The organism is Flavobacterium anhuiense, from assembly GCF_900101855.1.
GTDB lineage: Bacteria > Bacteroidota > Bacteroidia > Flavobacteriales > Flavobacteriaceae > Flavobacterium > Flavobacterium anhuiense.
On sequence record NZ_FMVC01000003.1, the window covers coordinates 394,609 to 415,516 of the forward strand.

Below are 20,908 nucleotides of genomic sequence, written 5' to 3' on the forward strand. Positions count from 1 at the left end.
AATTGTAATTGAAATAAAAGCCCTGTAGCAAAATATGGTACAGGGCTTTTTTAAAATCAAAAAAAAATTTATTCCGTAGGAATATTGATTACTGTTATTTCAGTCAACAACATCTGCTAAATTCTAATTCGTTTATATTGTATTTATTATTAATTTAGAACTTGCTATAAATCAGTTAATTTACTTCTAAATTACAACAAAAAGCGATATGCAGATTTTACCGTCCGCCAGTTTAGCGCCGTTTATAAAAAATTATACTATTGTTACAATCGAAAAAGATCTCGACAACGAAGTTTTTTATCCAAGCGGATATGTCGATTTGATTATAAATATTTCTGGAGGATTTGCAGCTACTATTATTAACGGAAAACAAAAAGATACTCCTGCAATAGAATTATTGGGACATCTTACGCTTCCAACACGTCTTTCTGTAGCAAAAGGAACATCCGTACTAATAGCAAGAATTTATCCGCATGCCAGCGCACTGTTTTTTTCAGATCCTCTATCAGAATTTACCAATTATGCCACCGATATGTATGATGTTGCTTTGGGAGAAAACAGGGATTTGTATGACCAGATTATGGAAAAGGACGATTTATTGTCTAAAATCAGCGCTTTAGAAACGTATTTTCTGCAAAAATTAAAGAAAAATGAAACTCGTCTAAAAAAGGTTTCAATAGTTCAGAATCTGAGTCAGGAGCTTTTTCGACATCATCAGCAATTGGACTTACCTTTCCTTGCCCGAAATTCAGGTTTATCAGAAAGGTATATCCAAAAACTGTATCTGTCTAATATTGGCATAAGCCCTGCGGCTTTTACCTCTGTAGTCCGATTTAATAAAAGTCTGGATTTAGTACTCAACACGACAGAATCGTTGACTACTATAGCTTACGATAATGGCTATTATGACCAAGCTCATTTTATTAAAGAATTTAAGAAGTTTACTGGCATTACGCCATCTGCATCCAGAAATTCGCTACTTAAAAACGATACCAATTTACAGCATGCAGTTAACATTGGTTTTTAGCCTTGTTTTGCAGGATGATTGCTGCTAAACATATCACGATGCATTTTCCAGCCATCTTTGGTTTTCTTCCAGATCACGATTACTTTTCCGTCATCTAGTTTTTTGCCATTCATATCAGTCATTTCATAAAAACTTTCTTCAGTAACGGCTGTTTTTGCGTCTCCATACAGATGCTGGATTGTGAATAAAACATGCACTTGAGGTCCGCCTCTAAAAAAAGAATCAATTTGTTTTGCTCCGCATTTTGGCTCTCCATTTGGCGGAAATAGGCAAGCATTATCCGTATATCTTGCAACAATAGAACCATCGTTCTTGTTGGTAAAGTCGGAGAACGTTTTGTTACTGGCTTCAATAATTTTTTTTACCTCTTTTAAAGCAGGATCTGTGTTTTGGGCATTACACCAAAAAGTAAGCATCATGAATGTGCTTAAAATGATTTTTGTTTTCATGGTTTATATATTTTTTTACAAAGAAAATTATTCTGCTAGCCCAAAAATTGTAAAATAACGAACAACTTTATCATAATTGAAAACAATGCAAAAACCCCGCATCAAAGTTTGATACGGGGCTTTTTTGATGAAATTTATTAAAATTCAGATTTATTTCACATCAAACCATAATTTGGTTGTCAATAAATCTTTTCCTTGATCTGCAACAGCAGCTTGATAACTTGCTCCATTAAGAGATTGTTCTGTACCCGGATAGAAAAGACGTGAAGGAATTTTTCCGTCTAAAACAGTTGCTGGACCAGCAGTTAAGACAGGATAATCCAATCTTCTCCATTCTGTAAATGCATCAAGACCTTGTCCGAAGAAAGCAATCCATTTTTGTGTACCGATTGATTTAGCATAGTTTGAAGCATCATATTTCACGCTTGCCTGATTCAAATACGTTGAAATAGTTGTAGCATTTGTAATTCCAAATTGATTGAAAGACGCTGTAATAGCATTTTTATAATATTGCTCTGCATCTCCAGAAATATATCCTCTTGCCGCAGCTTCTGCCAAGTTAAACAAAGTTTCAGAGTAAGAAGCAATTACAGCAGGCGAAGCCGATGTAAGGAAATAAGTTCCTGGTTTTGATGTTTTTGCAAAACCTTGGCTATTGGCATCACTATTTGATAATCCGTTAGCACCACCAACATATTTTCCTACGCTTGCATCTGATGGCAATTGTGCAAATACTGGCAAACGCGGATCAGATAATGCATACAATTGATCAACCATAGTTTTTGAAATACGGAAATCGTCTCTCGTTTCAAACCAAGCCGAAGCCGGATTCTGCTGTGGCGAACTAGTGTAAGTGAACTTAAATGTTTCACTTTCGCTGCCGATTAGTCCTGCAGCATCGCTTGTTGCCTCAATTGCAGCTTGTTTCGCCAGAACAGGTTCTCTGTATGAAATTCTTAAAGCAATTCTCAAACGAAGCGAATTCACAAATTTTTTCCATTTTGCTATATCGCCTTTATAAACCAAATCTCCTGTTACAGAACCGTTTGCTGAGTTTAATAAAGATTGTGCTTGTCTCAAATCTTCAAGCAATCCTGTATAAACTTCTTTTTGAGTATTATACGCTGGCGTTACTTTTTGACCTGCTTCTTTGTATGGAATGCTTCCGTAAGCATCTGTCAGCAATAAAAATGTCCATGAACGTAGCGATAAGGCAATTCCCTTATAGTTAGAATTCGCCTGTGCATCTGGAAACTTTATAATTGTGTTCAAATCTGTAATTAGAGTTGAATATCCTTTATCCCACAATGAAGTGAAAGAAGTGTTCGAAACATCGTAACGGTCTGGCTCAGTATATTGAATTTTAGCCCAATGCTGTACAAAAAGTAATGTTGAGTTAAAGTTATTTGCATCTCCCCAATACAAATCTGCACCTTGTTTTAAAGTACCAGTCAAAAGGTACGGCGCAAGTGGCGTTTCAGTTGCATTTGGGTTTTTATTTATATCGTCAAGAGTATCACTGCAAGAGCTCAGTGTCAATGCAAACAGTATTGTATATGATAGTTTTTTTAGCATGATTCCGAGTTTTTAAAATTTAACATTAAGGTTAAGACTGAAGTTTCTAGTTGTTGGCAACGCTAAACTTTCCAATCCTTGTGCATTTCCTGTATTGAAAGCTGTTTCAGGGTCAATATTTGGCGCATCTTTATAGATAAAGAATAAGTTACGTCCAGCTGCAGTAATGCTTGCTCCTTCTAATCCTAACTTTTTAACCAATTTTTTATCAACATTATAAGTTAGTTTTATCTCTCTCATTTTTACAAAAGTTGAGCTGTAGATATAAGCCTCGCTAATATTGTATGATGCTTTATAATATTCTTGTGCACTAATCACTTTATTATTTGGCGTTCCGTCTGCAAATACACCGCCGAAAATCATTCCGTCATCATAAACCGTTACACCGCTTGGAGCAGCTCCTCCGCTTACAAGAGTCTTCGGGTTCGCTGTATTATTTCCTGGGTAATAGTAGCTTAATCCGCCGTTTTCAGCGCCACGTCCTGGAAGAGTCTGTGCTAAAACTCCTGTATAGTTTCCTGTTCTGTTAGTTCCAGAGAAAAGTTCACCGCCAACGCTAGCATCAACAAGGAAAGAAAGCTCAAGATTTTTGTAAGTCAAAGTATTCGTAAGACCTGCTAAATAATCTGGCGTATAATGTCCTAGAACCTTTTTTGTCGGATCTGCTTTTGGAAGACCGTTTGCTCCTACTACAATATTGCCGCTTGCATCACGCTGATAAGCTGTTCCGTAAAGTGCTCCGTAAGCTTGCCCAACAGACGCCAATACATCGACACCTCCAGAAGAACCAATTGTATAGTTTTTAATATCTCCAGCGTAATCTAGAATTTCTACTTTACTCTTATTTTTTGAATAATTTACAGCCACATTCCATTTGAAGTTTTCAGTTTGAACTGGATTCCCGTCCAATTGCACCTCAATACCTTGGTTGTTGATTTTACCCGCATTGATTAACTGCGAAGTATAACCGCTTGATGCCGTAGTTTTAATTTCTAAAATTTGGTCGAAACTATTTGTATTATAGTACGCTACATCAAAATGAAGTCTGTTTTTCCAGAAAGAAGCTTCAAGACCTACCTCTGTAGAACGAGTTGTTTCTGGTTTTAGGTTTTCATTTAATTTCTTTTGAGAAGAAGTCTGAATTGGGTTTCCGTCAAATGCTGTTTGGAAATTGTAAACCGTAGACAATTGGTACGGATCTGCATCGTTACCTACTTCAGACCATCCACCTCTAACTTTTAAGAAATCAAGTGTACTGCTCTTAATGTTTAATGCATCTGTTAAAACTACACTTCCGTTAAAAGAAGGATAGAAATAAGAACGGTTGCTGCTTGGCAATGTAGAAGACCAGTCATTACGCGCTGTTACGTTTAAGAAAGCATAGTTTCTAAATCCTACTTGAGCAGATGCGTAAGCACTATACACTCTTAATCTTGACAATGAATTTGATGAAGTTAACGGATCTCTAGAGTTAGTTAAAGTATATAAATCTGGAACCGCTAAACGTGGCGCTTTCTGATAATTGTTGGCATCGCTATGGTTACGAATATTGAAACCTGCAAGCGCATCTAAACTGAAATCATCATTTAGCTGTTTTGTATATTGAAATATACCCTCAGTATTTTGTTCATTTACTGTGTATGCGTCTTCAGCATACGATCCGAAAGGAGTTCCGTTTGTACCATACTTAATAGTATATTTTCTGCGGTCATTATAATAATCAACACCTGTACGGAATCTGAAGTTAAGTCCTTCAGCCAATTTCGCGTCTAAATGCACATCTCCAATTATACGGTTACGCTGTTGGCTTGTTGTATTGTAATAGGCGTTCCAATATGGGTTACTGTAGTAGCTATTGTTCCAGTTCGTATTCCAGTCTTTATCCAATTCATTAATGTCGACCTGACGTCCGAACCAAAGAAACTGAAGCATTACACCCGCAGCACGCCCTCCTGATGGACCTCCTGGCAATTGTGGAGCATTTGTAACAATATAATTTGCATTAACACCAACTTTTACATTTTCAGAAATCTGATAATTAGTATTAATTGTAAAGTTTGTTTTGTTTATTTCACTATTAGGCACAGTTCCAAGCTGTTTCTGATTGTTTACACCTAAACGAAAATCTCCTTTATCATTAGCTTTTGCAATAGAAACACTATTGTCGTAAGTAAGTCCAGTATTAAAGAAATCTTTTACATTGTTTGGATGAGCTACAAAAGGAACGGCTTCACCTTTAGAATAAAACTGAGGTATTAAACGACCGTCCATTCTTGGTCCCCAGCTTTCATCAACTCCATCATTAACTCCTCCTCCTTTTCCGTCTACGTAGCTAAATCTTCCGTTAGAACCTTGACCAAAAGTATTTTGGAAAGAAGGCAAAGTAGCTACTTGAGAAACAGTTATACCTGTATTAAAAGTAACTCCATATCCTGATTTTTGTCCCTTTCCAGATTTTGTAGTAATAAGTACCACACCATGCGCAGCACGCGATCCGTAAAGTGCGGCAGCATTTGGCCCTTTTAAAACAGTCAAAGTTTCAATATCCTGCGGATTTAAATCGGCAATTGCATTTCTGAAATCACGAGTTGCTCCTCCAAAGTTCAATTGTGAGTTATCTACAGGAACTCCATCTACTACAAAAAGCGGCTGGTTGTTTCCTGCAATAGAAGTTTCCCCACGGATAATAATACGTGAAGATCCCATATCTCCTTGTGAATTTGTAATACGAACACCCGCTAATTTACCCGAAAGACCATTCAAAAAGTTCGTTTCTTTCGTAGTAGCCAATTCTTTTCCTTTTAGTGCCTGAGTCGTATATCCTAGAGATTTCTTTTCTTTTGAAATTCCAAGTGCCGTAACCACAACTTCAGACAATGCATTCTGTTCTTCAGTAAGACTGATAGTGATAGCGTTTTTGTTTACTACAACTTCTTCTTTTTTATATCCTAAATAACTAATTAAAAGTGTGTAAGGGAATTTTTGTCCGGTTTGAAAGAAAAATTTTCCATCTGTATCCGTAACAACACCGTGTGTAGTACCTTTAATGGTTACCGAAGCTCCGATAATTGGCTCTTTTGTAATGGCATCAACTACGGTTCCTTCCAGTTTAGACTGAATTAACGGCTTAGTATCTTGAGCTTTAACTCCTATGGAAATCAACAAAATACATAGCCAAGCATATCTTTTTAATTTTATTTTCATTACTTTGTTTTAGTTTAATAAATAAGGCGAGCCTCGAACAGTTTTAGACTATTCATGCTTTCCTTTTAGAGATGACAATTTCTTTAAACTCTGACCATTTCTGCTGCAACAGAAATGGTTTTCTTTTTTATCTGCAGCACATTCGTTTTTTCATTTTTACTTTTTTTTAGATTATTATTTTATTTGGCCTATACAATTTTACCCCTGTTTCAGGATAGTGTTATTAAAAATTTACAAATGAATTTAAAAGAGGAATTTTAACCGTAGTGATGCATAAGGTGCAAATGTGTTATGCTTTTATATTTCTGAAAATGAAATGATAAGGCTTAAATCTCTGTATTTCTAATTAAATTTTAAACTCTACTAATTTGATAGAACAAAAGTATGTTAAAAATTTTAGTTCCCAAATTTTAATTAAACTTTTTGCAAAAAAAATGTTAATCCCTGTAAACAAAAGGCCTTAAGCATCTAAAAATAAAACAGTTATAAAAAATGCGCGTTTTTACAGTTTTATAAGAATTGTACTAATCTTGAAACTCAAAAAATGCTTTTAATAGCATTTTAGCAAAGTTTCGTGCAAAAAAAAAGCTCCAAGATCATAAGACCTTGGAGCTTCTATTTTAAGTATTGAAATATTATAACTCGTTAAACTCGTGCAACGATTTCAATGTAGTTTCATAAAATAAGATGGCCGCGATAAGATTTCCTTTATCAGAATAAGGCATCATTTTTCTTTGGAAATCTACTGTAGTATCTAAGAAAACAGTGGTGCCTTCTGCCTGTCCATCTAAGATTTTTTTATTCTCACTTGTATCTGGAATACCTAAATCTGCCATTGTTACACCAGGTTTAGTAACCAAAGCAATATAAGGAAGTGTTTTTACTAGAACTTTAATACGTTCAATGTACAATTCTAAAAGTTCTCCTTTTTGCATACCACTTAGTTCTTTTTGGTCATGGTATTTACGGATTAATGCAGTTGTACTAATGATACTTCTTGGAGCATTTTTTGCCTGTGCAGAAACGGCAGCAGTCGTCAAGAAGAAAAGGACACATAATAAAATAATCTTGCTCTTCATTTTCTTAATAGATTTGGTTCTTGAATAAAAGCAAAAATATATAAATTATGTTAAAATGCAACTTTTATACTTTCTTTTTCACAATAAAATTATAATTGTAACGTTGCGATAAGGAAAATATTACAGCAAAACAGGAATTTTGGCTATTTCAGCACATTTTTCCCAAAGTTAATTGTATTGCTTTTATGATTTAATTATTCTAAAACGGCTCGGATATTTAATCCATAAACTTTTTTTGTTTCCGTAATAATCCATAAATTCTCCGCAGACAAAAACAGCATGCACTTTTGACCAAGCCACAACGCCGCAATATTCAGTTCCCGATTCTTTTTTCAATTTCTGAATTTGTTTGCCTAATGTGAATCCAAGGTACTTATAAATAGTCGGAGTATAGACTGTACCGTCTTCTAGATCTTCCAACGCTTTGTCAAAAGTGGCTTCCTTGTCAATAATCTGTTTGTATTTTGCCATTACAGCATAAGTCAATTCTGCATAATTGGTAATTTTCTCACTATCGCAGTTGTCCTTAATATAGACAAAACCTGCAGATTCTTTAGCTTTGCTTATTTCTGTAGTGTTCAGGTTGAATGAGGCATTGTTCTTTAAAGTAATTTTATATAAATCGTCGGTCAGCTTTTCGGTTACAAAAAGATTATCTAATCCGTAAACATTTAAAGAAGCTTTAATAAAAGCTATAGATGAACAATTGGTGCGTTCACCTTGCTTAAAACTTTCGAATATTTTATCAGAACTCAATTGAGCGAATGCATTTGAACAGATAAACATTAAAAGTAAAAAAACTGAAGTAACCGATTTCATGCCTTGTATTATATATTGTTTCCCAATTATTATTGAGAGATTGTATTAGATTTTTACAAATCTATAAAAATCATGTCATATTTTTCACTTCTTCACTTTTATCTCTTAAAAAAAGTCTTTTTAAACAGGAAAATGGATTTGTGATGAAAAGAAGAATAAAAAAACGTCCCAAAAAAACTTCAGGACGCATTAGCATTATTTTTTATCTTCATTATTCAATTTATCATCGAGTTCAGGTTCTTCTCCTTTGAACTTTTTAGTGTCAACATCATAATTTTCATCATTTGTCAACACTTCATCATGTTCTTTATATTGATGTTTCCTTGTATCATTTCGATGATCTCCCCCGCCCTGTTGTTTAGGGTTTGGGTTTTTCTGGGTTTGATTATTCTTTTCCATAATTTCTTCTTTTTTAAAATGATTATTAAAATTAAGTCAAATGCAATGGTCTGGCTTATATAATCATTTTTAAAAATTATAAAATGAAACGGCTTTAGTCAATTCACTTTATTTCGATAAATCCGTTAAATATCGCAGTTTCATTTTGCCATATTTTGAAAAACATCAATAAAACTGCATTATAAACAAGTGGCATATTATTAGGATACAAGAACTTAACTTAAAAACTTTCAAATTATGGGCTTGTATCAACTTCAAAAAACCGCACTTGTCATTATTGATCCATTTAATGATTTCCTTTCTGAAGGAGGAAAATTATTTCCTGTAACAAAAGAAACTGTTGAAGGAAATAAAGTAGTCAGCAACATCAAAAAACTATTGACTGCTGCAAGAGCAAAGAAAATTCAGGTAATTTACGCACCGCATCGCAATACCCAGATAAGAGATTATTTGAACTGGAAATTTATGGCGCCTTCGCACCTAGGAAGCAAAAGCATTACTTTGTTTGAAAAAGGTTCTTGGGGAGCCCAATTTCATCCCGATCTCATTATGCAGGAAGGCGACCTTATTGCGCAAAATCATTGGACTGCCAGCGGTTTCGCCAACACCGACTTAGATTTTCTTTTACGTCAACATGATATTGACCAAATTGTTCTTGCCGGCATGAGAGCCAATACCTGTATCGATTCAACTGCGAGATTTGGTGTCGAACTAGGCTATCATGTCACTTTAATCAAAGATGGAATTGGTGCTTTTAATTGGGAAGAAATTAAAGCAACGGTCGAAACTAATTTTCCGAATTACGGGCATGCACTTCTCTCTACTGAAGAATTCATAAATAACATCAACTCCTGAGTTATGGAATCTTTTACAGAAAGCACGACAACAGCTATAATTAATGCTCCTTTGGAAAAAATTGATTTGACAGAATGGCTTTTTACTTTAAAAGATAAAGAGTATCAAGAATGTTCTGAATCGCATATTGCGGCAGGAAACTCAATAGCAGAAGATGGACGTAGAATATCTATTAATGTAGAACAGATTGCAGGAAATCTATTAATTCAGCATTATGTTGAAGATATTTCAGAAAGAAATCATTGCGCTGTAAATTCAGCTTCAGATTCTTTGTCTCCTCTTGGGCGCACTACTTTGATAATTAAATGGGAATTGAAGGTTAAAAAGCTATCCGATTCTTCTTGTGAATTTTCCAATCATGTCGTGATTTCGCTTACCGAACATTTCCTTCAATTGCTCAATGAAGCTGGCGTTTCAGATTTAGAACCCATTCGTATTAATATGAAAGATAATTTGGAAACACATAATAAGGAAGAGACACCATTGTTTGCGGCAAACATTCAGAAAAAAGCTTTGTCTGGCATTTGGAATTAGATTAGCTAATCTAAAAAATACTGATTATCAAAGATTTGACAATTCTTAAACTTCAATATTGAAAATCAGTAGTTTAAACGTAACTTTGCGGCCTCAATAAGTTACAATAGAATATGTGGACTATATGCCATGAATGCCAAGGACAGGGCAAAATAAATCGCGGACTCAGTAAAAAAGCGCAACGTCGTTATCAGACGGAATTGGCAGCATATGAAAGTTCGCAGACTAAAGTCGCTCCGATACGTCCAAAAGCTCATCTGCATTTGTGCACAAATTGTTCAGGATCAGGATTAGTTCAATCTGAAAAGTATCTTGAACCTGATCTCACTAAACCGCATGTTGCCATTATTGGTGCGGGTATAGGCGGAGTTGCCTTAGCAGTCGCCTGTTTACATCGCGGAATTCCTTTTACAATTTATGAAAGAGACGGAGACTTTGATGCCAGATCTCAGGGCTACGGACTTACTTTACAGCAAGCCAGTAAAGCCATGAAAGGTTTGGGAATTATTTCTCTAAACGGTGTAATTTCGACAAAACATATCGTACACAATACCGATGGAAAAATATTGGGCGAATGGGGAACCAGAAAATGGCTGGAAACCGCCATTAAGTCACCTGCAAAACGCACCAACATACATATCGCAAGACAATCGCTTCGATTAGCTCTTTTGGAACAGCTTGGAGGAAACAATACTGTACAATGGGGACATCAATTAGTAAATCTTACAGCATCTGAAGAAAGTGTAGAATTAAACTTTCAGGCAAACGGAGAAATAATAACAGCAAAAGCCGATCTTGTTGTAGGTGCAGATGGCATTAGAAGCGCTATTAGAAGATTTATAATTGGCGAAGAAGCAACACCGCTTCGTTATTTGGATTGTATTGTAATTTTAGGGATTTGTCCTTTAAGTGATCTAGAAGGACTTTCTAGTGATTTGCTAGATAGTGAAACAATATTCCAGACTGCCAATGGAAATGAACGAATTTATGTAATGCCTTATACGGCCGATTCTGTCATGTGGCAACTAAGTTTTCCTATGTCTGAGGAAGAAGCCAAAGAATTAAGTGCCAAAGGACCGCAAGCCTTAAAAGAAGAAGCCTGCCGAAGAACGCAATGGCACGCTCCTATTCCTCAGATTTTGAAAGCCACGCAAGAAAATCTAATTTCTGGATATCCTGTTTATGACCGTGAATTATTAAGTGCATCATTATTAGAAAAAAATCAGAATATCACACTAATTGGCGATGCAGCGCATCCAATGAGTCCGTTTAAAGGACAAGGTGCCAATCAAGCTTTGCTAGATGCTTTAAAATTGGCCAGAAAAATTTCAAAAGGCTGTAATGCAAAGTCAAAATGGAAAGAAAGGGGATTGAGAGAATGCGTATTAAACGAATTTGAAGCTGAAATGCTCGAGCGAAGTGCCGCAAAAGTTAAAGGCTCTGCCGATGCTGCGCAGTTCTTGCATTCTGAAATTATACTTCAAGAAGGCGATGAACCTAGGGGAAGGTGCCATAAGAGGGAGAAAGATTCAGAGAAAAAAGATTCAGAGAAAAAAGATTAAAGATTAAAATTCAAAAAGCTAAACAAAATTTGTTTAGCTTTTTTTATAGTATTAATTCTCAACCCTATACATGTAAATTAAACAATAATTTAATATTATTTTATAACTGAATTACTTCTCATCTTTTTAATTTTATGATCTCATTTACAAACAATATAAAAAAATCACTTCATGAAAAATTTACAAATAAATTTCAGTCCAAACAATGAAACCTGTACAGACCGAACTTTGGTTTGTAAAGGTGACAATAACGAATTAATATTTCGTAAAACTTATGTAGGCGATTGGGGAGATTGGGACGAAAAACCAGAAGATGCTCTACAAAACAAGCCTCTTTATCTGGATCAAAATACAAGTTTTACAAGTACAGTTTAAGCGCAAACTGTTATAAATTTATTTAAGCAATACAATTATGCAATGATTATCCTAAAACACTAATTGTATTGCTTAAATTTTCTTTGTTTATAAAATCCAGAATAAATTCTTTTACTTCGTTGCTTGCTTCTGTTTTGGTTGCAAACGAATTAATATAAAATTCATCATCCTTATCACTAATATGAATAATTTCTGTGTAGCCTTTTGTAATTAAACTGCCTTTTAGTTTGATTACGTTTACCTGCTGCTTCCCATCAAGTTCTTTGCGAACCTGTAATTTTATAGCTCTTTCCATATTCAAATAATTTTAAATAATTAACTATCATTCAGTTACTAAATTTAAAACATTTAATCTATCGAAATCAGATTTTAACACTATACGCAACGTATTATTTATCAACATATTATAAACATTTCTTCTTTTTTTATAATAGAAATGCCAAATACCAGCAAAATCAAGTCTTTCGAGGTTAATTTCCTGTAAATTCTTTGTCGCTAAGAGTTTTCATAAACGCAATAAGGTTTTCTTTTTCGGGTTCTGTCAGCGGAATTTTATTTCCGTTATTTTTAAAAATAGGATCCAAATTTTCTGCTTCCAAAACACCAGTGTCAAAATAATCCAAAACAGATCTTAATGTAGCAAATTGACCAAAACTTCCATAAGGCGCTGTATATTCAACGTTACGCAGACTTGGAACTCTAAAACTCATAAAATCAGATGGGATTCCGGTAACTCTTCCTCTTCCTGCTTCATTAGAATCTGTATTTACTGGAAAACCAATATTTCTAAAACTTTGATCTGTAAACAGTTCTGTGCTATGACAGTTGGCACATTTCTGCTGAAATGTTGCGTAGCCTGCCGCTTCGCTTTCTGTAAACGATTGTCCTTCTTTTCGTTTTACTTTATCATATTTGCTGTTAGCAGAAATTAAAGTATATTCAAACTGAGCAATACTCTTGTAAATTCTGTCAGCAGTAATTTCCTGATCTCCAAATGCTTTTTCAAATAAATCTTTATAAGAAGCATCATCTTTAATTTTTCCGATTACTTCCAAAATAGAAGAATCCATTTCTTCATGCGTAATAATTGGCACTAAAGGCTGCGTTTCCAACTGGAGTCTGCTTCCATCCCAATTAAAGAACTTGAGAAACATCAAATTCTGAAGAGGTGGAGCATTTCTAAGACCAACTCTTCCTTCAATGCCAATTGCTCGCGCATTATGATCTGCAAAAGCATTCGCTTGAATATGACAGCTTGCACACGAAATTGTATTGTCTGCGCTAAATCTTTTGTCAGAGAAAAGTTTTTCACCCAATTCAACTCCATATTTTGTAGGCTTGTTCAAACTTACGTAACTGTTTACTTCTGGAAAATCAGTCGGAATAGGCAATGCAAGTTCAGGATTATCAAAATAAGTTTCATCAGAATCACTACTGCTACAAGAAGCGAAAAAGATTGCGATTATGATAAAGCCAAATATTTTTTTCATTTTAATGAATTTTAAAATAGAGCCGTCCTCTAATTTTCAGACGGCTCCAAAATATATTTAGTTTTCTACACTAGTAACAGAAAACATTCCTGAGATATCATTTGTTCCATTTCCTCCCAAATTATCCACAAATTTTACCATCTGCGCTGCAGTATGAATATTCGGAGTTGCATTATCGGTCATTGTTGTTCCAGTCGATAATGTAATCGTGTTGATTTTTCCGCTCAATAACTTATCAAAATCCGCTTTAATTTTGATTTTTGGAGCTTTGCTTCCTACCACTGCGTTTGCTGTAAGGCTTAATGTAATATCTCTGTAAGCATTTACACCTTGAGTATAAGCGCCTTCTTTTCCTGCTACAGTACTTCCAGTATGAATAGACATAACTTTATTATCAGTATCATAAAAACCTTCTACTTTCGTAAAACGGTATCCTGTACCCCATTCCCACATCATTTGAGTATCATTGGCTCCTGCTGCTGCATAAAATTTAGGAAATCTAGTCTGATCTAGAGTATTCTGCTCTGTTTTAATACCCAAACCAAATTTAATCTGTTTGTATGTTGCTGATGGCACATTGCTCAAAACATAGCTCAATGATTCTGTTTTTGCCTGATCGATTACAGTTGCGCCTTTATCTAAATCATTTACATTGTAAGGCACTTCACTCCCATCATCTTTTATAAGACGAATATTGCTGATTACGTATTTTAACTCAGAAAAATGGTGAATTTGCCCTGCTGCAGAAGTATTTGTTGTTGCTGAAGCTGAAGTTGCATCACCTAAAACAATTGTCTTTTCTTTGAAAGTATTATTGAATTCCAGGGTTAAGTTGTTTGCTGCAGGTGTATCGTCATCGCTTGAACATGATACAAATGCTAAAGTAGCCGCTGATAATAAAAGGTATTTTTTTAAAGTTTCCATTATATGATTTTAATTTTTGTATTGCATTCTATTTTTATTAATTGACAAGGACAATTATAAAATAGGCGGCGGTACAAAAATTTCAAGACAAGGTTCTGGCTGACCAGATTCTTTATATAAATTTACTTTTTTAGAATGAATTGCTTTTGGAACAGAAACCGCAAATTCGATAGTAGCAATCAAAGCAATATCAATCTTTTTGCTGATGCTTCTCAATTCTAAATCTGTATTTTTTTCCGTTTCCTGAAGCTCTTTTTTCAAATGGCATTTACCATGGCATTGCAATTCTGGCTTTGCTTTGTTAACGCAAAATTCTTTCTCTATCGCTTTTTGGTTCAGTTTAAAGTGCACAATGATAAGCGCCTGCTGGAAAGAAACCAGCAGGAACAGAATCGTCATAGTGATACTAAAAACCTTTTTCATTTTACTTGTATAATAATTCTAACACATAGAAACATAGTTTTTAGAAATTTGTAAAAGGTGTTTCACTTTTAATAAAACTCATAGAACTATGTGTTAGAAACTAGTTTCTTTCTTTTTCTTTTCAAGATCACAGAAAAATCTATGTTCCTATGTGTTTAAATTTAATCTTGATGTTTTTCTAATTAGAAATTCAATTTTAAAGACGTGAAAATATTACGCCCCATTCTCGGGATATTTCCCCAGTCAGCATACGTACTGTAATATTCATTTAATACATTCTCTGCACCAATCTGAATTGTGCTTCTCACTTTATTGATTGCAAAAGAATAATCGGCAGAGATGTTCCAAATGGCATAAGCCGCAGTCAAATCTTCTCCGTATTCCGGACTGTAATTAATCTGTTCGAAATCGCCATTTACAGAAGTCTGGATTCCGAAATTTTTGTACATATAGTGCAATGAAGTCAAATAGCTTAACGGACGTATAAATGGCAGATTTCCTCCTTTATTGTCCATTCCGCGAGCATAAGTCAACGTTCCTTTCCAATGCAGATGCTTTAAAATATCGTAGCTTACATTCGCAGACATATTCAAAAGTGTTGCATAATCTAAAGAAGTATAGCCTTTTACCCCAACCGACTGATAATTCATTGGACTTCCTAAACTCAAGATTTTACCAATAATATAATTGTCAATGTAGAAATAGTTGATTTTTCCCTGAATACTTAATCTTTCGTTTGCAAAACCTGCGCTTGCATTTCCTTCATACGAAATTTCATTTTTCAGATTGGGATCTCCGATATAATCGTAGCGGTCAAAACTATTATAAATGTAATATCCGTAACCTTCAGAAACAGAAGGCGCTCTATGACCATAACCCGTTCCAACAGAAAAATTAAACTGATCTATATTTAACTGGTAACTGGCATTTAAACTTGGCAGAAATCTCGTTTTTTCCTGAGGCGCGCCTGGATGAAAAATCCAGTTGAACTCTATATATTTAGAATAATTGTAGTTCACCCCAAAAGAACCGCCAAGATTCACAGTGCTTCTTTCCGAAAGCTCCCAAGAATTATTCATAGAAAGTCCAGCAAAACGTGTTGTTACCCAAGGCCAGCTATAGGCAAACATGGTTCTTTCGCTTCGATCCTGCGGATACATACGCATTTCTGCAATAGACAAATTATCGTAGGCATTCAACTGAATTTCAGATGAATAGTTATTTCTTTTCAAATTGGCTTTAGAAACTAATCCGTACGTTGTGCTCCAACCCGGCATATCCATATGAACCAAATTCTCAGGACGTGTAGTATCATCCATATAATGTTCGATTGCATTAAAATATACTTTCGTATCCACTACTCTAACCAAACCTTCTTCAAACAATTGTTTGTAAGACGCCGAAGTAATGAGTGCGCGAGAAAGCCACAAATCCATTGGCAAAGCAGGATAACCTACGTCTTTTGCCACATCAAAAATCGCGTCTAATCGTAATGATGATAAATCGCTGGTTTTATAAGCGAATCCTAATGAAGTATTGAATTTATTGTATTGCGAATGCTTTACTTCATTGTTGTTTCCGTCATGATAATTATCGGCCGTTCGGTAGGAAATGCTTCCGTCAGCCACAAATTTAGTTCCCGAATAAGAGATATTTCCTAAATTGAAAAACTGCTTATTATTAAACTCAAATCCTGTCTGATACGTTCCATTCCATTTCTTTTGAAGTCCAAACGGCGTGCTTTTTCTTTTTAAATCGATGCTTCCTGCAATTGTTGATCCATGCAGGCTTCCCTCCTGTCCCGATTTAATATCGATTGCCGCAAGATTATTGCTTTCTACATAAGACGTAATCGGATCCATTTTATCGGTACAAGCGCCAAACACATGCATTCCGTCAATGGTAACCGTAGAACGTTCGGTGCTCATATTGTTCAACAAAGGTTCCCATGCGTAAGCTCCACGCTTTATAAAACTGATATTCTCTGACGATGACAAAAATTCATCAACAGAAACCGCCATTTTCATCTCGGTTTCAATTTTCTTTTTTGCGGCGTTTTTTACTGTTACTTCTTCTAAGTTTTTGATGCTGTCGTGATGTGCATGCTGGTTTTGAGCCGTTACAGACATTCCCAAAAAAAGTAGCATTATAATATATTTCATGTTATTAGAATAAAGTATCAATATATAGTTCGCTTTTCACGCCTTCAACCCCCGGCGTATGATCGGTCGGAACTACAGTTCCTTTTACTATTAATCCGTTTTGGTTCATCATAATTAGATTCAATGTCCAGTTTCCTGTCATCGTATAATTAACCACACCGTGATACAAACCATCATTTCCTTGCGTTAAATCTTTATTATTTGGCGAAGAATGATTGCCCATTGAAGGTTCAGGCATTCTAGGATCTAACTTTAAAGTATAGCCCACAACTTCTGTATATGAAAACTGTGTTGGATCAGGGAAAGTTCCCGCAGGCGTGGTTGGTTTGTTGTATTTATAAACCCCTGCCACAAGTGGATTTTCTGAAACCGTAGGTTTTTGAGGCGAAATCAATGCTATAACATATTGTTCTCCATCATTTCCTGCAAAAGCCGTCATGTTTAGATTTTTATTGGGTTGCTGTGCTACCGAAATATCTTTATTAATCTCATATTTTTGGTTATCAGCCGTAAAACTGATGTACAATTTCCAACTTGCCGTCGTTGAGCTTTCGCCAGTAAAAACAGAATAACCGATGTAGTATTTGTTAGTAAGATCGTATGCTAGATTATATTCATGCGGACATGAACTTTTGCTTCCGTCAGCATTGCTCAAAATAGGCAGAAAAGTTACAGCAGAAGAAGTCAGCTCCTGATTGTTTTGAGTGTTCACAATTTTCAAGTGAAGCTCATTATATCCTTTATAAAATATTCCGTTTAAGGCATCTATGGTTATCTTATAGTTCCCGTTAATAAACGAAGCTGCTTCTTTAAATTCGTAGCTTTCAGGAACTTCAGAACCAGTTTCAGCTTCGTAATCTGTTTTATCGATTGTACAGGAAGTAACCGCAAACAATAGTGCGATTATCCAAAAATTAAAAGATTTCATTTGATGATGTTATAAAAAAAGTTCAATATTTAGCACTTGGCCATAAATTTTTGAATACCAAAAAAGCGCCAAAGTGCTGTGAGCAAACCAAAATATTGGCAGTGTAAATGAAAAATGGAAGAGTCTTCCTTTCAATTACAAAAGAAGATCAAAATCAGTTTTAGAAAAATAAATTGAGTAATTTTATCTCAACTAGAATTATAAACACTAGTAAATCGAGCAAAACAAAACTATTCGAAAATTCAAATTTCAGAATTGGAATTTGGAATTTCACAAATTGAATTTTTTTATAAAAACAACAGGATTTTAATCTCTATACTGTATAGAGAGGAGGATGAAAAGTAAGATTAGAAGCCCCGATAGGTTTCTTTTCAAATAAAATTGAAGTATTCTCTTTTGATTCGATAACTGGAATTGTACTAAAATTAATTTCAGCAGTATTTTGAACGTATACAAGCTCTAATTTATCTTTTAGGCTATCCTGCATTTTTCGTTCGTTATCAGAATATTTTTTAATGCTTTTTTGAAGTTCGCAACGACCATTACAGCTATTAAAAGCTTGTTTGCGTTGCACACAGATGGTTTTTGCAATTTCTTTTTGATTGATTTTAAAAGAAGCATAAACGAACAAGCTGCCAAAAGATGGCGACAGTATTAAAATAGAAAGCGCTATGATGATTACTCTTTTCAATGCTTGTTCAATAGTTGCTGGCAAAAGTACATACTATTTTGTATTTATTTTAAAGATTTCTTCATTTTTTATTGGATAATAACTAATCAATTGCATTTGCAAAAAGCGAACTCCTCATCAATTAACGAAATATCGCAAATAAAAAACTTTCTCTTTTCGATAAAGCCTTTAAAATAAAGCCATTGTAAATAAGGCACGTTAATTGGCTACTGTCTGGCATAATTTCCAAATATAAAATGAATAATATGAAAATTAAGCAAACATCCTTCTTTCAGCATGCCCCACCACGTATTCAACACAAAAATTTTCACTTCTTAATCTAGATTAACCGATAGGCCTTTCAATCTGCAATACATTTGCAGTGTAATCATAACAAAACAAAATACAATACCACTTATAAGTTCAAAATTTAAACCTATAAATCAATTTAAATTAAAAATATAAACAAATATTAATCTTAAAATCAAAAACCATGAGCACATTTACAGTAAAAGACGGAACAGAAATTTATTACAAAGATTGGGGAACAGGACAGCCAATTGTTTTTCATCACGGATGGCCTTTATCAAGCGATGATTGGGACGCACAGATGATGTTTTTTCTTCAAAAAGGATACAGAGTTATTGCACACGATCGCCGCGGTCATGGACGTTCAAGCCAGACTTCTATAGGAAATAACATGGAAACTTACGCATCAGACATTGCTCAATTAGTTGAGGCTCTTGACTTAAAAGATGCAATTCACGTTGGTCACTCAACAGGAGGCGGTGAAGTAATTCGTTATGCTGCAAAATACGGAAAAGGGCGTATCTCAAAAGCAGTAATCATTAGCGCTGTACCGCCAATTATGGTTCAAAGCGAATCGAACCCTGAAGGTGTGCCTTTGTCTGTTTTTGATGAAATCAGAAAAGGAACGGGTTTTACCAGATCACAATATTTTTATGATTTCCCTATTCCTTTTTACGGATGGAATCGCGAAGGTCAAACCGTTCAAGAAGGAATTAAGCAAAATTGGTGGCGTCAAGGAATGATGGGCTCTGTATTATCTCATTATGAAGGAATTAAAGCTTTCTCTGAAACTGATTTTACAGAAGATCTTAAAAGTTTGGATATTCCGGTTCTTGTGTTGCACGGAGAAGATGACCAGATCGTTCCTTATCATCAAGCGCCAAAATCAGCAAAACTGCTAAAAAACGGAAAATTGATTTCTTACCCAGGATTTCCTCACGGTATGCCAACCACAGAAGCAGAAACGATCAATAATGATATTCTAGCTTTCATAAAATAACTCTTAAAACCTAACTGTCTGCAAAGAAGTTTTGCAGACAGTTTAAATCTCTCCAAGCTATGAGTTCATTACAACAACCTTATTTTGAAACCGTTACCGAAGCTTTACAATGGCTAAATGTACAAGGTTTTACAGAAAACTTCAATCTTGATGTAGATTGCATCAGATGCAATACAAACACGCTTAGAATGTCTCCAGAAGAGTTCAAAATCGAATATTTATTTCGCTTCGAAGGTGATACTGATCCCGGTGATGAAGATATTGTATACGGCATAATCTCTGACATTTACAATGTAAAAGGTGTTTTAACCAGCGCTTTTGGAATTTATGCAGATTCAGTTTCTGCTGAAATGATTAAAAAACTTTCTACACATTAATATCAAAATAACAGCATATCGTAAGAATAACGATATATCGCTAGTTCTCTCGGAAATTAAATACTCTATTTACTAATTATAAAATCTAAAAAATAAACATCATGAAACCATCATCTAACTTATTGACACCAGACAATCACGCCTTAGTATTAATCGATTTTGAAGGACAAATGGCTTTTGCAACAAGCAATCTTCCTGTACACGAATTGCGTACAAATGTGGCAATCGTTTCTGGAGCATCAAAAATCTTTAATGTGTCAACAGTGGTAACTACAGTTGCAGAAGAAAGCTTCTCGGGTCCTGTTTTCCCTGAAGTTGAAGAATTTTATCCAATCTCTACTTCTGGATATATTGATAGAACAACAATGAATACTTGGGAAGACGAAAATGCCTATAAAGCTATTGTAGCAAAAAATAAAAAGAAAATAGTTCTTGCTGGATTATGGACAAGCGTTTGTATTGTTGGGCCTGCATTGTCGGCTATTGAAGAGGGATACGAGGTTTACATTATTACAGATGCTTGTGGTGACGTAAGCAAAGAAGCTCATGAGCGTGCCGTACAGAGAATGGTACAAGCTGGTGCAATTCCTATAACTTCTATCCAATATTTATTAGAACTTCAAAGAGACTGGGCGCGAGAAGCTACTTATGGTCCTGTAACTTCTTTAATGAAAAAATATGGCGGTTCTTATGGAATAGGCATTCAATATGCACATACTATGTTGAAACACTAATCTAAAGAGTTCA

At 34.9% G+C, this 20,908-nt stretch carries 21 protein-coding genes; 8 read left to right on the plus strand and 13 right to left on the minus strand.

Annotated features, from left to right (window positions below; translation table 11 throughout):
• Positions 1–208: 208 nt before the first annotated feature.
• Complete coding sequence (locus tag BLP44_RS09680) at positions 209–1,027, plus strand: helix-turn-helix transcriptional regulator (protein ID WP_091132242.1); 819 nt, start codon at positions 209–211, stop codon at positions 1,025–1,027.
• On the opposite strand, the gene BLP44_RS09685 is transcribed toward BLP44_RS09680, so the two are convergent.
• The 6 genes from BLP44_RS09685 to BLP44_RS09710 form a co-directional block, all read right to left on the minus strand.
• Entirely contained in the window at positions 1,024–1,476 is a 453-nt protein-coding gene (locus BLP44_RS09685; protein ID WP_244511726.1) for a YybH family protein, read from the minus strand. The genes BLP44_RS09680 and BLP44_RS09685 overlap by 4 nt on opposite strands.
• A gap of 150 nt (positions 1,477–1,626) precedes the next feature.
• Positions 1,627–3,051: a SusD/RagB family nutrient-binding outer membrane lipoprotein gene (locus tag BLP44_RS09690; protein ID WP_091132245.1), complete on the minus strand. Its 1,425-nt coding sequence runs from the start codon at positions 3,049–3,051 to the stop codon at positions 1,627–1,629.
• Positions 3,052–3,063: 12 nt separating this feature from the next.
• Positions 3,064–6,255, minus strand: a complete 3,192-nt coding sequence (locus tag BLP44_RS09695; protein WP_008463515.1) for a SusC/RagA family TonB-linked outer membrane protein — start codon at positions 6,253–6,255, stop codon at positions 3,064–3,066.
• A gap of 635 nt (positions 6,256–6,890) precedes the next feature.
• The gene (locus tag BLP44_RS09700) at positions 6,891–7,334 is read right to left on the minus strand and encodes a hypothetical protein (RefSeq protein WP_008463513.1); all 444 of its coding nucleotides are present in this window, start codon (positions 7,332–7,334) and stop codon (positions 6,891–6,893) included.
• A 183-nt stretch (positions 7,335–7,517) separates the two neighbouring features.
• Positions 7,518–8,153, minus strand: coding sequence for a hypothetical protein (locus BLP44_RS09705; protein ID WP_008463511.1), 636 nt, complete (start codon positions 8,151–8,153; stop codon positions 7,518–7,520).
• Positions 8,154–8,348: 195 nt separating this feature from the next.
• Entirely contained in the window at positions 8,349–8,552 is a 204-nt protein-coding gene (locus BLP44_RS09710; RefSeq protein WP_008463510.1) for a hypothetical protein, read from the minus strand.
• A 237-nt stretch (positions 8,553–8,789) separates the two neighbouring features.
• Between BLP44_RS09710 and BLP44_RS09715 the strand changes: the two genes are divergently transcribed.
• The 4 genes from BLP44_RS09715 (at position 8,790) to BLP44_RS09730 (ending at position 11,878) form a co-directional block, all read left to right on the plus strand.
• Entirely contained in the window at positions 8,790–9,407 is a 618-nt protein-coding gene (locus BLP44_RS09715; RefSeq protein ID WP_091132249.1) for a cysteine hydrolase family protein, read from the plus strand.
• A gap of 3 nt (positions 9,408–9,410) precedes the next feature.
• The gene (locus tag BLP44_RS09720; protein ID WP_091132252.1) at positions 9,411–9,941 is read left to right on the plus strand and encodes a hypothetical protein; all 531 of its coding nucleotides are present in this window, start codon (positions 9,411–9,413) and stop codon (positions 9,939–9,941) included.
• A gap of 113 nt (positions 9,942–10,054) precedes the next feature.
• Positions 10,055–11,503 carry an FAD-dependent oxidoreductase gene (locus BLP44_RS09725; protein WP_091132255.1) on the plus strand — a complete coding sequence of 483 codons (1,449 nt, stop codon included), beginning with the start codon at positions 10,055–10,057 and terminating at the stop codon, positions 11,501–11,503.
• Positions 11,504–11,674: 171 nt separating this feature from the next.
• On the plus strand, positions 11,675–11,878 hold the full coding sequence (locus BLP44_RS09730; protein WP_091132259.1) for a KH domain-containing protein: 204 nt from the start codon (positions 11,675–11,677) through the stop codon (positions 11,876–11,878).
• Positions 11,879–11,924: 46 nt separating this feature from the next.
• Here the strand turns inward: BLP44_RS09730 and BLP44_RS09735 are convergent, their stop codons facing one another.
• From BLP44_RS09735 to BLP44_RS09765, 7 genes are all read right to left on the minus strand, one after another.
• Positions 11,925–12,173, minus strand: a complete 249-nt coding sequence (locus tag BLP44_RS09735; protein ID WP_035690839.1) for a hypothetical protein — start codon at positions 12,171–12,173, stop codon at positions 11,925–11,927.
• Positions 12,174–12,348: 175 nt separating this feature from the next.
• Entirely contained in the window at positions 12,349–13,368 is a 1,020-nt protein-coding gene (locus BLP44_RS09740) for a cytochrome-c peroxidase (protein WP_091132263.1), read from the minus strand.
• Between the two features lie 57 nt (positions 13,369–13,425).
• Positions 13,426–14,292 carry an MbnP family protein gene (locus BLP44_RS09745; RefSeq protein ID WP_008463498.1) on the minus strand — a complete coding sequence of 289 codons (867 nt, stop codon included), beginning with the start codon at positions 14,290–14,292 and terminating at the stop codon, positions 13,426–13,428.
• Positions 14,293–14,346: 54 nt separating this feature from the next.
• A complete protein-coding gene (locus BLP44_RS09750; RefSeq protein ID WP_139159192.1) occupies positions 14,347–14,715 on the minus strand; it encodes a hypothetical protein in 369 nt (122 codons plus the stop codon).
• A 182-nt stretch (positions 14,716–14,897) separates the two neighbouring features.
• Complete coding sequence (locus tag BLP44_RS09755; RefSeq protein ID WP_091132269.1) at positions 14,898–16,877, minus strand: TonB-dependent receptor plug domain-containing protein; 1,980 nt, start codon at positions 16,875–16,877, stop codon at positions 14,898–14,900.
• A 4-nt stretch (positions 16,878–16,881) separates the two neighbouring features.
• The gene (locus BLP44_RS09760; protein WP_091132272.1) at positions 16,882–17,805 is read right to left on the minus strand and encodes a hypothetical protein; all 924 of its coding nucleotides are present in this window, start codon (positions 17,803–17,805) and stop codon (positions 16,882–16,884) included.
• Positions 17,806–18,118: 313 nt separating this feature from the next.
• Positions 18,119–18,520, minus strand: a complete 402-nt coding sequence (locus BLP44_RS09765; RefSeq protein ID WP_008463490.1) for a hypothetical protein — start codon at positions 18,518–18,520, stop codon at positions 18,119–18,121.
• 448 nt (positions 18,521–18,968) lie between these two features.
• Here BLP44_RS09765 and BLP44_RS09770 point away from each other — a divergent pair, with 448 nt between their 5' ends.
• From BLP44_RS09770 to BLP44_RS09780, 3 genes are all read left to right on the plus strand, one after another.
• The gene (locus tag BLP44_RS09770; protein WP_008463488.1) at positions 18,969–19,784 is read left to right on the plus strand and encodes an alpha/beta fold hydrolase; all 816 of its coding nucleotides are present in this window, start codon (positions 18,969–18,971) and stop codon (positions 19,782–19,784) included.
• A gap of 59 nt (positions 19,785–19,843) precedes the next feature.
• Entirely contained in the window at positions 19,844–20,161 is a 318-nt protein-coding gene (locus tag BLP44_RS09775; protein WP_066034855.1) for a phosphoribosylpyrophosphate synthetase, read from the plus strand.
• 101 nt (positions 20,162–20,262) lie between these two features.
• Positions 20,263–20,895 carry a hydrolase gene (locus tag BLP44_RS09780; protein WP_091132275.1) on the plus strand — a complete coding sequence of 211 codons (633 nt, stop codon included), beginning with the start codon at positions 20,263–20,265 and terminating at the stop codon, positions 20,893–20,895.
• Positions 20,896–20,908: the final 13 nt, after the last annotated feature.